The 12886-nt window shown below is 69.5% G+C and carries 11 protein-coding genes and 1 pseudogene; 3 read left to right on the plus strand and 9 right to left on the minus strand.

Annotated features, from left to right (window positions below; all coding sequences use genetic code 11):
- Positions 1 to 5: 5 nt before the first annotated feature.
- The 3 genes from ACIP6U_RS19995 to ACIP6U_RS20005 all read right to left on the minus strand — a co-directional run bounded on the left by ACIP6U_RS19995 (position 6) and on the right by ACIP6U_RS20005 (position 3014).
- On the minus strand, positions 6 to 1649 hold the full coding sequence (locus tag ACIP6U_RS19995) for a polyamine aminopropyltransferase (protein ID WP_401719322.1): 1644 nt from the start codon (positions 1647 to 1649) through the stop codon (positions 6 to 8).
- Between the two features lie 91 nt (positions 1650 to 1740).
- Complete coding sequence (locus tag ACIP6U_RS20000; protein ID WP_401719324.1) at positions 1741 to 2277, minus strand: DUF2617 family protein; 537 nt, start codon at positions 2275 to 2277, stop codon at positions 1741 to 1743.
- Between the two features lie 440 nt (positions 2278 to 2717).
- The gene (locus ACIP6U_RS20005; protein WP_401719327.1) at positions 2718 to 3014 is read right to left on the minus strand and encodes a hypothetical protein; all 297 of its coding nucleotides are present in this window, start codon (positions 3012 to 3014) and stop codon (positions 2718 to 2720) included.
- Positions 3015 to 3143: 129 nt separating this feature from the next.
- Here ACIP6U_RS20005 and ACIP6U_RS20010 point away from each other — a divergent pair, with 129 nt between their 5' ends.
- Complete coding sequence (locus ACIP6U_RS20010) at positions 3144 to 4370, plus strand: pyridoxal phosphate-dependent aminotransferase (RefSeq protein ID WP_401719330.1); 1227 nt, start codon at positions 3144 to 3146, stop codon at positions 4368 to 4370.
- A gap of 132 nt (positions 4371 to 4502) precedes the next feature.
- Positions 4503 to 5679, plus strand: a pseudogene (locus tag ACIP6U_RS20015) (mannosyltransferase family protein).
- Between the two features lie 28 nt (positions 5680 to 5707).
- Here ACIP6U_RS20015 and ACIP6U_RS20020 read toward each other — a convergent pair.
- From ACIP6U_RS20020 to ACIP6U_RS20045, 6 genes are all read right to left on the minus strand, one after another.
- Entirely contained in the window at positions 5708 to 6244 is a 537-nt protein-coding gene (locus ACIP6U_RS20020) for a YbjN domain-containing protein (RefSeq protein ID WP_401719333.1), read from the minus strand.
- Positions 6245 to 6344: 100 nt separating this feature from the next.
- Positions 6345 to 6941, minus strand: a complete 597-nt coding sequence (locus ACIP6U_RS20025; RefSeq protein WP_401719336.1) for an RloB family protein — start codon at positions 6939 to 6941, stop codon at positions 6345 to 6347.
- Positions 6919 to 8199, minus strand: coding sequence for an ATP/GTP-binding protein (locus ACIP6U_RS20030; RefSeq protein ID WP_401719339.1), 1281 nt, complete (start codon positions 8197 to 8199; stop codon positions 6919 to 6921). Before ACIP6U_RS20030 ends, ACIP6U_RS20025 begins: the two co-directional genes overlap by 23 nt.
- A gap of 146 nt (positions 8200 to 8345) precedes the next feature.
- Positions 8346 to 10943, minus strand: coding sequence for an ATP-dependent chaperone ClpB (gene clpB, locus ACIP6U_RS20035; protein WP_401719341.1), 2598 nt, complete (start codon positions 10941 to 10943; stop codon positions 8346 to 8348).
- A 223-nt stretch (positions 10944 to 11166) separates the two neighbouring features.
- Entirely contained in the window at positions 11167 to 11502 is a 336-nt protein-coding gene (locus ACIP6U_RS20040; protein WP_123998759.1) for a hypothetical protein, read from the minus strand.
- Positions 11499 to 11726: a hypothetical protein gene (locus ACIP6U_RS20045; RefSeq protein WP_401719344.1), complete on the minus strand. Its 228-nt coding sequence runs from the start codon at positions 11724 to 11726 to the stop codon at positions 11499 to 11501. The genes ACIP6U_RS20040 and ACIP6U_RS20045 overlap by 4 nt, the downstream gene beginning before the upstream one ends.
- A 182-nt stretch (positions 11727 to 11908) precedes the next feature.
- Between ACIP6U_RS20045 and ACIP6U_RS20050 the strand changes: the two genes are divergently transcribed.
- A complete protein-coding gene (locus ACIP6U_RS20050; protein ID WP_401719633.1) occupies positions 11909 to 12853 on the plus strand; it encodes a helix-turn-helix transcriptional regulator in 945 nt (314 codons plus the stop codon).
- Positions 12854 to 12886: the final 33 nt, after the last annotated feature.

A 12886-nucleotide genomic window follows, 5' to 3' on the forward strand; every position in this document is an offset into this window, starting at 1 on the left:
GACCCTCACTCCGCATACCTGGGATCCACCAACGTCGATGCCCGCACACCCTCGACCCGCGTCCGCCCCACGGCTCGCGCATCCGCCGCCAACCCATCCACCGTCAGCGTCCGCGGCCGCGGTGCCCCCGGATCCAGTCCGAGCCGCCGCACCCCCACCCCCGCCAGGACGAACCCCCAGTCCCGCGGCGCCCGAACCGCACCGCTCGCCGCCCGATCGGGCCCCGCCGCGAACCCCGAGTCCCGGCCCCCGACCCGGTAGGGAACCGTCCGCAGCCCCGCGGAGCGCACCGTCGCGTCGACCGTCCAGAAGACGCGCGGGCGGCTGGCGACCGGCCCGGCGTGCACGACGAGCCGGCCGCCGTCGGCCATCGCCCGCCGCGCCAGGCCGTAGAACTCCTGCGAGTACAGCTTCGTGCTCGCGGTGATCCCCGGATCGGGCAGATCGCAGATCACCACGTCGAAGGTCCCCGGCGGAGCCGCCCGCAGCCAGCGGAAGGCGTCCTGGGTCGTCTCGTGGACGCGCGGGTCTGCGTAGACGTGGTCGTTGAGGCGGGCGAGCGCCGGATCGGTACGGGCCAACCGGACGACCCCGGCGTCGAGTTCGACGATGTCGACGCGTCGGACGCCGGGATGTTCGAGCACCTCGCGGGCGGCCAGTCCGTCGCCGCCGCCGAGAATGAGCACGCGCGCGTGGGGGCCGTTCATCGCGGGGTGGACCAGCGCCTCGTGGTAGCGGCGTTCGTCGCGTCCGCTGACCCGGAGGCGGCCGTCGAGGAAGAGGTCGAGGGGGCGGCCGTGGGTGCCGCCGGTGAGGACGACCTCCTGGGTGCCGGTCTGCACCGCCACCCGGACGCCCTCGCCGTAGACCGCTTCCCGCGCGGCCCGTTCGAAGTCGTCGACCAGGACGGCGGCGGACGCGAGGAGACCGAGCACGGCGACGTTTGCGATCACCAGCAACCAGCGGGCGCGGCGCGTGAGATCGCGCCGGAACAGACCGAGGACCAACGCGCAGCCGGCGACCGCGTTGACCGTGCCGGTGATCAGTACGCCGGTCAACTGGCCCAGCAGCGGCAGGAGCAGGAACGGGAAGGCCAGGCCGCCGACGAGCGCGCCGACGTAGTCCGCGGCGAACAGGTCCGCCACCGCGCCGCCCGCGTCCTGCCGCCGTACGCGCTGGATCAGCTCCATCAGCAGCGGGACCTCGGCGCCGATCAACAGGCCTATGGCGAGCGAGAAGGCGACCAGCAGCCAGCGCGGCCCGCTCGCCCACAGCCCGCCCCAGCCGCCGGTCCACGCGAACACGGCGTACAGGGCCATCGCACTGCACCCGCCGACCAGCGCGAGCGTCGCCTCGATCGCGCCGAAGCCGGCCGCGGCGTGCCAGCGCAGCTTCTTCGCGGCGAGCGAGCCGATGCCCATGGCGAACACCATGACGGACAGCACGACGGAGGCCTGGGTGACCGAGTCGCCGATCAAGTACGAGGCCAGCGCGACCAGTTCGAGTTCGTAGACGAGTCCGCAGGCCGCGCAGACGAAGACGCACGCGAGGACCAGGAACCGTCCGGTGCCCGGCCGCACCGGCAGCGGCGCGGGGCCGGGCCAGGAGGGCGGGGAGCCCGGCGGGGCCGGTGCGTGCGGTTCGATCACGACTGCGACGTTACGTCACAGCGGAGTCACGCTTCGTCACCCACACGTGTGGATCTGACGCCCCAAACGCCCGACACGAGGCGGAAATACGTCAAACGCCGGACGGACTGAGCTGTGGCACCGGAATCCGCACGCCGACCCGGGTCCGGGTCGCCACCAACTGCCCGTCCTGCGGGTACGCGTGCCAGGTGCGCCAGTGCACCTGGCCGCCCTGACGCTGGGCCAGCAGGGCGGTGAACGCGTGCGGGCTGCCGGGGAAGACGCCCGCCAGGCCGTTGGGATGGTCGGCGACCAGGGCGAGCAACTCCTGTGCGCGGCCCGCGAAGGAGCCCGGCGAGAGCAGTTCGACCCGGGCCGCGAACTCGTACTCCCAGTCGCCCACCCGCTTGGCGACGCCCAGCGGCAGCGGGGTGCTGCTGCCGGGGATGCACGCCACCGTCTCCGAACAACTGCCCCGCTCCTCCTCAAGGAGCACCTGGTGGGACGCTCCGAGGAGTCTCAACTGCAGCTTCGCCCCGCCCAGTTCGAGGTCGAGCGTGGCGAGGGCGGGGAGCGGCTCCCGCCCCAGGGCCCAGGCGAGGTCGGCCGCGCGCGTGTCTGTGTACGAGGTGTTCAGGGTCGTGAGCATGGATCGGCTCCGCTAGCACGCAAAGAAAAGGGAGGTGAGGAGGTGTGGTCCGGCGCACCCCGGTCGGTACCGGGAGATCGGCCCGGTCAACCCAGTCGGATCATCGGAAGGTGTGTGTGCAGGACGTCCGAGGGGCTGCGTTGGTGTTTTAGAGGGAATCATGAACGGTGGCGCCACCACAGCGTTTTTACCCAACTTCGTGGGGTTTCCATCCCTCAGAGGGCTCCACAGCTCAACTGTTCAACCACGGCGTGCGCCACGGCGGCCATGGCGTGCGCCGGAGCGCCAAAGCGCCCGCGGGGCGTGGTGCCCGGCGGGCGCTCTACTGGAGTGACGGGTGGGACGTATGCCCGGTGACGACTTTCCCGGTGGAGCTCAGCTGCCCCGTGTCAGCTGCCTCCGCCGGTACGGCCGCTTCCCGCGCATCCGCCCCCGCCGGATCAGCTGCCTCCTCCGCATCCGCCCCCGCCGCCACAGGACGAGCCGCCCCCGCAGGACGAACCGCCACCACAGGAGTGACCACCCGAGTGCCCCCCGGAGTCACCGCCCGAGGACGACCCGCAGGACACCGCCCCGCCGCTGCCCCCGGCCGCCCCGCCGGCCCACCAGCTGTCGCCGGAGCCGCGCCGCCGACCGCCGCGGCCCGCCAGCACGGTGTTCCTGGTCCGGCGCGCCTTCGCCACCACGACCAGCACGAACGCGATCACAACCGCTGCCACGATGAAGCCGATTGCCATGGCGCCACCGCCCTTCTGATTCGCCTGAAGCAGCCCCCCGTGGGCGCCTCGCGTCTTGCGTGAACGGGGGATGCCCTCCCACGCGACCGGCCAAAGCAGAGTTGAGGAACTCCAGAGCTTCGGCGCAGGATGACCGGCATGACCTCCAGCAGCCGCCCGCTCCTCAACCGCCGTCTCGCCGAGTTCGGGACGACGATCTTCGCCGAGATGTCCGCGCTCGCCGTGCGGACGGGCGCGATCAACCTGGGCCAGGGTTTCCCCGACACCGACGGCCCCGAAGAGGTCCGGGAGGCGGCCGTACGGGCGCTGCGCGACGGCCGCGGCAACCAGTACCCGCCCGGCCCGGGCGTCCCCGAACTGCGCACCGCGATCGCCGCCCACCAGCAGCGCCTCTACGGCCTGACCCACAACCCCGACACCGAGGTCCTGGTCACGGCCGGCGCCACCGAGGCCATCGCCGCCGCCCTGCTGGCGCTGCTGGAACCCGGCGACGAGGTGATCGCCCTCGAGCCGTACTACGACTCGTACGCGGCGTGCATCGCGATGGCGGGCGGCACGCGCGTACCGGTCACCCTGCGCCCGCACGAGGGCACGCACGACGGAATCGCGGATCGACGCTTCCGTCTCGACCTGGACGAGCTGCGCGCCGCCGTCACCGACCGCACCCGCCTCCTCCTGATCAACACCCCGCACAACCCCACCGGCACGGTCCTCACCCGCGAGGAACTCACCACGATCGCCGAACTGGCCGTCGAGCGCGACCTGCTGGTCGTCACCGACGAGGTCTACGAGCACCTGGTCTTCGACGACGCCGAGCACATCCCACTGGCGACCTTCCCGGGCATGCGCGAACGCACGGTCACCATCGGCTCGGCCGGCAAGACCTTCTCCTTCACCGGCTGGAAGGTCGGCTGGGTGACGGCCGCGCCGGAGCTGGTCTCGGCGGTCCGCTCGGCGAAGCAGTTCCTGACGTACGTGGCGTCCGGGCCCCTCCAGTACGCGGTGGCGGAGGCGCTGGCCCTGCCCGACTCCTACTTCGCCGGGTTCCGCGCGGACATGCTGGCCAAGCGGGACCTGCTGGCGGCGGGTCTGACCGACGCGGGCTTCGAGGTCTTCAAGCCCGCCGGCACGTACTTCGTCACCACCGACATCCGCCCCCTCGGCGCGGAGCAGTCCCACGACGGCGACGGCTTCGCCTTCTGCCGCGCACTCCCGGAACGGGCCGGCGTCGTCGCCATCCCGAACGCGGTCTTCTACGACCACCGGGAGGCGGGCGCGCCATTCGTGCGGTTCGCGTTCTGCAAGCGCACCGGGGTGCTGGAGGAGGCCGTGAGCCGCCTGAAGTCACTGGCGTGAAGTCGCGAACGTAGAGGCGTCGGCGAGAGATCCCCGGCGTGAAGTCACGCCGCCACGCCGAGCGGAGCGAATCCGTACCCGCCCGGCCGCGCAATGCTCGCCTACGCCCGTTTCACCCGGCAATGTGCCGGTGTGACCCACGCCAGTACCCTCGCGCCCCGCCCTGTCACGGAGCCCGGCACCCACACCCGTACCCGCCCCTCCACGGCGGCGGCCCTCGGCGGCGCCCTGGGTCTGTTCGCCGCCGCACGCCTGCTGGGCGTCGCCGCGCTGGCCCTGACGGCCTGGGCGACCGACCGGCACTGGCCGGCACTCCTGGGCCACTCCTGGGACTCCCGCTGGTACCTGGGGATCGCGGCGCACGGCTACGGCCGGACCCTGTACTTCCAGCCCGGCGTCGTCCACAGCGACCTGGCGTTCTTCCCGCTCTACCCGGCCCTGGTCCGCGCGGTGACCGCGCTCAGCCCGCTGAGCGGAGTCACGGCGGGCCTGCTCGTGTCCTGGCTTGCGGCGGCGGTCGCGGCCTGCGGTCTCTACGCGCTCGGCAACCGCCTGCACGGCCGCGCGGTGGCGACGGCCCTCGTCCTCCTCTGGGGCCTGCTCCCGCACTCGATCGTGCTGTCCATGGCGTACACGGAACCGGTGCTGACGGCCTTCGCCGCCTGGGCCCTGTACGCGGTGCTGGACGGGCGGTGGGTGTGGGCGGGCACACTGGCCGCCCTGGCGGGTCTGGCCCGGCCCAACGGATTCGCGGTCGCGGCGGCGGTACTCGTGGCGGCGGCGTACGAGATCCTTCGGACGCGCGGCAAAGTTGTCCACAGACTGTGGACGGGCGCGCTGCTCGCGCCGAGCGGCTGGGCCGCGTACGTCCTGTGGGTCGGCCACCGCAAGGGTGACCTGCTGGGCGGCTACTTCGAGGTGCAGCGCCTGTGGGGTTCGAGGTTCGACTTCGGCAGGGGCTCGCTCGTCTTCGCCAAACACCTGCTCCTGCACGGCGACCGCTTCGTGTTCCCGATGACGATGATGATCGTGGCCGTGTCGGTCGTCCTGTACGCGCTGCTGCTGACGGACCGGGCTGCTCGTCTACACGGGCGTACTGCTCCTGATCACACTCGGCGGCTCGGGCTTCTTCGAGTCGAAGCCGAGGTTCCTGCTCCCGGCGTTCCCCCTTCTGCTCCCCCTCGCCCGCGCCCTGGTCCGCACGGCGAGAGCCCGGCCCTGGCACGCGACCGTGATGGTCGGCGCCCTGGCCGGGCTCTCGTTCGGCTACGGGGCGTATCTCGTGGTGATCGCGAACACGCCGCTGTAGAGGCCTGCGGAGTACGAAGTACCGGGGACTACTCCCCGTCCTCGTCCTCGTCCTTATTCTCCGCGTCGTTGACGTCCTCCTCGAGGCCGAGCTGCTCGACGAGCCACTTGTCGAACTCGATGGCCGCGCGCACCCAGCTGACCGTCGAGGAGACGAAGTGCTCCAGGCTGACGCCGGTGCCGATCAGCATCTGCGCCTCGCCGATCAGCCGGACGGTGCCGTCGTCATGCGTGTGCGTGTACACCTTGGGCCACAGGGTGCGCCGGTTCCAGTCGTCGATGGACTCCAGCAGCAGCGGCTTCTCGTCGATCTGGTGGGGCCGGTCGTAGAACGTCCGCACCGAGAAGACGGCCTGGTCGTCCTCGCCACGGAACATGAAGTACGTACGGAACTGCTCCCACGGCGCCGCGAGGTCTCCCTCGTCGTCGACGACATACTTCAGCTCCATCTGTTCGAGGAGCTGCTTCACGAGGTCCTGATCCGGGACAACGGGGCCTGCCGGCCCTTGGGGCTGCGGCTCGGGCTGGCCCCCGAAGTTCGGAATCGAGGACGGGTCGATGGTCACCGTGAATTTCCCTTCATATGGATGCCGTCATCCTCCCTCATGCGGGGAGGGGGGTGGCAAGCCCCGTCGAACCTGTCCGCCGTGGGCTGACAGTATCCGGTCACTGTCGGTGCTCTTCCATGCGCTCCACGAGCCGCCACACGCCGGTGGAGGGGTTGCGGGTGTGCTCCTCACCGGTCGGATCCAGCGCGCGAGCACGCTCCACCGCATCGGCTCGACCGTCGCGGTAGACGGTGAAATCGACGCGGCTCTTGTCGTATCCCGGCACGTGCTTCTGGAGCAGCGGGAGCAGCTTCTTGTACGTCGGGACGTGCGCCGTCTGCGGGGAGAAGTGGAGGAGGAGCCACAGTTCGAAGCAGGGGTTGGAGACGGCCACCCGGATACCGGCCCTGCGCGCGGCTACGGCCGCCTCGGCCACATCCACGAACTGATCCACGTCGAAGACACACCACACCTCGTCGAAGTCGCCCTTGCCGACTGTCCGTTGCGTCTTGGCGTAGGCGATCAGCTGGGTCGGGGAGCAGGCCTTCCCGCGTACGACGACGGAGACGGCGGGGTTGCGGAGGTGCTCCCGCAGGCCCTGGAGGTACTGGCGCTCCGTCTCCTTGCTGCCGCAGACGACGAGGATCGTGCGGGCGGACCGGCGGGTCGGGGCCCGGCGCCGACCCGACCCCTCACGCGGAAACGGCCTTGGCATGTGCCCCCCAGAACTCCCTGACCACGTCTTCCAGCGCCGTGTCCGGGAGGACCGGTACCGCGCCGTAGCTGCCCGCTAGGTATCGCCGCTCGAAGTTCTCCCCCTTGCGCGGCTTGAAATCGCTGAGCGGGAAGAGCTCGGAAGCCCCGGTATCCGCTCTTTTCTCCACGAACCAGATCTGGTCCCGGCGCAGGACCTCCTCGCCCAGCATCGTGCCGAGCAACGAGGCACTGTGCGTGGTAAAGATCAACTGAGCGCCGAGCGGGTTGAGTTCCGGGTTCTGGAAGAGCTTGACGAGCTTGGCCGTGAGAAGGGGGTGCAGGCTGACGTCGACCTCGTCGATCCAGAGCTGGCGCCCCGACGGCAGAGCGAGCAGCGCCCAGGAAGCGAGGTTCAACCAGGTCTTGGTACCGGCCGATTCGTCCTTGGCCGGCAGCAGGAAATCCTCGTCACCCACTCGATGCGCGAAGTAGAGGGACTTCGACATGGCCGACCTGAATTCCTCCGGCAGTTGGTCCCACCCTTCGATACCTGCTGGATCCACGAACTGTGGATCGTCCTCGGCACCTCGCTGTACGCCGTACACCCCGAGATCGGCCGCTGCCAGGACCTCGTGGCTGCGCGCGAGCCCCAGTTTCTCGAACCTCTCGAACATCTGGGTCAGGAAGGCACCGCCCGTGGTGAGCGCATGCCGTGTGCGGTCATTGACGACCTGCGCTCTGGCCACTCCTTCCCAGACGGCTCCCAACTGCTCGTGCGCCGTCTGCGCCGCAGCCGACAGATACAGGCTGTTCGGCCGCATCACCCGCTCCGCCGCGGCCCGCTCACCCGTGAGCGAATTCCCGAACGTCACGTCCATGCCCCGGCGTTCGAAGAGGATGCGCTTGCGCCCCTTGGGATAGACGGACAGCCACTCCTCCTCGATCGCCGCGTCGGAGACGGCGAAGCCGTACACATGGCGAACCCCGTCGATCAGCACATCCACGGCGTACGTCGACGGCTCGTTCCTGCTCGCGTGGTCCAGCAAGAACGGTCGCCGCTCGATGGGAGCCCCCGGCAGCCAGCGTGCCTGCGACTCCTCCACCGCCCGCCGAAAGAACTCGTACGCGTCCAGCACCGTCGATTTCCCCGACGCATTGGCCCCATAGATCGCCGCGACAGTCAGCCCCGGCCGATCGTCCTCATAGACCGGTACGAGGTTCAGTTCCTGCGGCTCACGCAAGGAACCGTGATTGGCCACCCGGAAGCTCAACAGCACCCTTCACACCCCACTTCCAGCCTTTGTGAACAAGTGAATCGCATGTATAGCCATATGTATGCCTCTACCTCATGCTAGGCACGCTCATCCACAAAGAACAGGCCCGCCACCCACCAGGGTGACGGGCCTGCGCAGACCGTCGGTGACTACAGCGTCTTGCCCGTGGCCGGCCCCACGATCAGCCCCTCCCCGAACGTGTCCACCCGTACCGTGTCGCCGTCCTTGATCTCGCCGGAGAGGATCTCCTTGGCGAGGCGGTCGCCGATGGCGGTCTGGACGAGGCGGCGGAGCGGGCGCGCGCCGTACGCCGGGTCGTTGCCCTCTTCCGCGAGCCAGGTCAGGGCGTCCTCGCTGACCTCCAGGGTGAGGCGGCGTTCGGCCAGGCGCTTGGCGAGGCGGTCGATCTGGAGGCGGGCGATGCGGGCCAGCTCGTCCTTGGCGAGGGCCGAGAAGACGACCAGGTCGTCCAGGCGGTTCAGGAACTCCGGCTTGAAGGAGGCCCGGACCAGGTTCAGGACCTGGGACTTCTTCTCCGCCTCGTCCGTCATCGGGTCCACCAGGAACTGGCTGCCCAGGTTCGAGGTGAGGACCAGGATCACGTTGCGGAAGTCGACCGTGCGGCCCTGGCCGTCGGTGAGACGGCCGTCGTCCAGTACCTGGAGGAGGATGTCGAAGACCTCCGGGTGCGCCTTCTCCACCTCGTCGAGCAGGACGACGGAGTACGGGCGGCGGCGGACCGCCTCCGTGAGCTGGCCGCCCTCCTCGTAGCCGACGTAGCCGGGCGGGGCGCCGACCAGGCGGGCCACGCTGTGCTTCTCGCCGTACTCCGACATGTCGATGCGGACCATCGCCCGCTCGTCGTCGAAGAGGAAGTCGGCCAGGGCTTTGGCGAGTTCGGTCTTGCCTACGCCTGTCGGGCCGAGGAAGAGGAACGAGCCGGTGGGGCGGTCGGGATCCGCGATGCCCGCCCTCGTGCGCCGTACCGCGTCCGACACCGCCTGTACCGCCTCGCGCTGGCCGATCAGGCGCTTGCCCAGCTCGTCCTCCATGCGCAGCAGCTTCTGCGTCTCGCCCTCCATGAGGCGGCCCGCGGGGATGCCGGTCCAGGCGGCGACGACGTCCGCGATGTCGTCGGAGCCGACCTCGTCCTTGACCATGGTGTCCCGGGAGGCCTCTACCTCAGCCTCCGAGGCGGCCTCCAAGTCCCGCTCCAGGGTGGGGATCTCGCCGTACAGCAGCTTGGACGCGGTGTCGAAGTCGCCGTCGCGCTGGGCCCGTTCGGCCTGGCCGCGCAACTCGTCGAGCTTCTCCTTGAGTTCACCGACGCGGTTGAGGGACTGCTTCTCCTTCTCCCAGCGCGCGGTCAGCCCCCGCAGCTCCTCCTCCTTGTCGGCGAGGTCGCGGCGCAGCTTCTCCAGGCGGTCCCGGGAGGCCGGGTCGGTCTCCTTCTCCAGCGCCAGCTCCTCCATCTTCAACCGGTCGACCACACGCTGGAGTTCGTCGATCTCGACGGGGGACGAGTCGATCTCCATGCGGAGGCGGGAGGCCGCCTCGTCGACCAGGTCGATCGCCTTGTCCGGAAGGAAGCGGGAGGTGATGTAGCGGTCCGAGAGGGTGGCTGCCGCGACCAGCGCGCTGTCCGCGATCTGCACCTTGTGGTGGGCCTCGTAGCGGCCCTTGAGCCCGCGCAGGATCGCGATCGTGTCCTCGACCGACGGCTCCGCGACCAGCACCTGCTGGAAGCGGCGCTCCAACGCCGGGTCCTTCTCGATGCGTTCGCGGTACTCGTCCAGCGTCGTCGCGCCGACCATGCGCAGTTCACCGCGCGCGAGCATCGGCTTCAGCATGTTGCCGGCGTCCATGGCGGAGTCCCCGCCCGCGCCGGCGCCCACGACGGTGTGCAGCTCGTCGATGAACGTGATGATCTGGCCGTCGGAGTCCTTGATCTCCGCCAGCACCGTCTTGAGCCGCTCCTCGAACTCGCCGCGGTACTTGGCGCCCGCGACCATCGCGCCCAGGTCGAGGGCGACCAGTCGCTTGTTCTTGAGGGACTCGGGCACATCGCCCTTGACGATCCGCTGGGCGAGTCCCTCGACGACGGCGGTCTTGCCGACGCCGGGCTCACCGATCAGGACCGGGTTGTTCTTCGTACGACGGGACAGCACCTGCACGACCCGCCGGATCTCCTGGTCGCGGCCGATGACGGGGTCGAGCTTCCCCTCCCGCGCGGCCGCGGTGAAGTCGGTGCCGAACTTCTCCAGCGCCTTGTACTGGCCCTCCGGGTCAGCCGTGGTCACCCGGCGCCCTCCCCTCGCCTTCTGGAAGGCCTCCTGCAGCTTCTTCGCGGTGGCCCCCTGCCCGGACAGTACGTCACCGGCCGCGCCGCCCTTCGCGGCGATCCCGATGAGCAGGTGCTCCGTGGACAGGTACTCGTCGCCGAGCTCCTTGGCCCGCTCGGCCGCGTCCGCGATGACCGCGAGCAGCTCCCGGTTGGGCTGCGGCGGCGCAACCGTGGATCCGGTCACGCTGGGCAGCGCGCCCAGCAGCTTCTCCGCGCCGGCCCGGACGGCGGCCTGGTCGGCGTCGACGGCGGCGAGCAGGTCGGTGATGTTCTCGTTCTCCTGCCCCTGGAGCAGCGCGAGGAGCAGGTGGGCGGGGGTGAGGTCGGAATGCGCCTCGGTCACGGCCCGGTTGCTGGCCGCGTTGATCGCGTCCCGGCTCCGGTTGGTCAGCTCTGCGTCCACGTTCGCGCTCTCCTCCTTGCGAGTCTCCCTGGCTGACTCAGTCAGCGTGCACAAAGTTGAGTCTATTCCACTCAAGGCGGTGGGGACACAAAAACGCCCCCGCACAGGCGGAGGCGTCGGCTGTTTTCGGCCACAAACTGCAGCGGCGTCACCGTGTTCAGGTCACGGTGACGCCGCTGCGGGGGGAAGCACCTGCGCGATCTGTTACGACGGGGGAATCGCGTCAGGCACTGCGGGGGGTGGCTGAGATGGTCCGTAGGTTGGGGGCTTCCGGTTCCACCAGCCGATGGTCTCGCTGATCAAGGTTCACAAAGATCATTCCGTACCGAATCGCACATCGCACAGGCTGCGGCGCCCCCCGAGGCCGCCGCAGACACCGATAGGCCCGTACGTCCTCGTCCTCGTCCCGCGTCACGACGACCGGCTCTCCGAAGACGGTCACCATCAGCGAGTCCCCGGGGTGCGGGATCGCGGTGACCAGATCGATGAAGTGCCAGCCGGAGCGGTAGGCCGTGGCCATTTCGCGACGGAAGGACCGGTCGTCGGGTGGAGTGGTCATGACTCGGCGACCCACGTGCTGTCGCTCGGAGCCACCCAGGTGCTGTCGTCCGGGGCGTCGGACGCCGTGACGATCCAGGTGCTGTCGCCGACGCCGGCGGCAGTCACATTGGTCGTACGCCAGGTACTGTCGCCCGCCTTGGCACTGTCGGTACCCGCAGACCCGCTCAGCGCCCCGAAAATCACAGCGGCGGAGAAGGCGGCGACTAGCGCCGAGCGAAGCATTCTCTTATGCATAGTCGGCTTCGTCCTCATTTGAAGGTCACCTCTCCCCCGTCCGAATACGACGATGGCCCATTCCGGCACGTCATGGCCACACAATCGATGCATCATGTTCCTGCACGTTCAGGACCCTGGGGGGTGGAGATTTGACAATAAATGAGACTAAGCGGACACATCCTCACGGGCTGACCGACCTGTGTGCGGAAGGGCGACGCCTCTACGGGAACGCTCTCCGGACGGGACGGGTTGCCCGTACGGATGTGGAACCCGCACCCTGTTTGATGGAGTTCGCCCTCCTTCATCCCGATCCTGACGACCCGAACTGGCTACGCCCGGTACCTCCTTCGATTGCCCTCGCCCAGCGGCTCAACCCGATCGAGAGCGAGATCACCCAGCGGCGGCGCATGTCGATCGAGCTCGCAGACGCTTTCGAGCCGTTCATGACGCTCAGCGCCCAGTCCACGGCGACCACGCACTCCATCACGGTCCTTGAGGGACTCGACCGGATCAACGCGGCGCTCGATCTGGCCACCGCCCAGTGCCAGACCGAGATGCTCACCGTGCAGCCGAGCCGGCGCCGCCTCGAACACACCCTCGCCCAGGGCCTGAACCGCGACCGGCCGCTGATCGAACGCGGCTGCCGCATCCGCACCCTCTACCAGCACCCGGCCCGCTACAGCCCCGAGACGCTCGCCTACGTCGCCCAGTTCACCGACGGCAAGGTCGAGTACCGGACGATCGACGAACTCGTCGAGCGGCTGATCATCTGCGACGAGACCGTGGCCTTCATCCCGACCCGCGACGACGGGGAGATCGCCCTCGAACTCCGGCATCCGGGACTGGTCCGCTACCTGATCAAGGTCTTCGAGTTCATGTGGAACCGCGCGGTCCCGCTGAGCGCCGGCGCACCGTACGAGACCGCCCCCGACGGCATCACCGAGATCCAGCACTCGATCGCCAAGCTCCTCATCGAGGGCCACGTCGACGAGGCGATCGCCCGGCGCCTCGGCATGAACGTGCGCACCTGCCGCGCCCACATCGCCAAGCTCGCGACGTCGCTGGGCAGCGGCAGCCGCGCCCAGCTCGGGTTCCTCATCGCCCAGTCCGGGATCCTGAAGCAGGAGCCCTGACCTCGCGGACGACACCGTAGGAAGAAACCGCAG

Source organism: Streptomyces sp. NPDC088794, assembly GCF_044750545.1.
GTDB lineage: Bacteria > Actinomycetota > Actinomycetes > Streptomycetales > Streptomycetaceae > Streptomyces.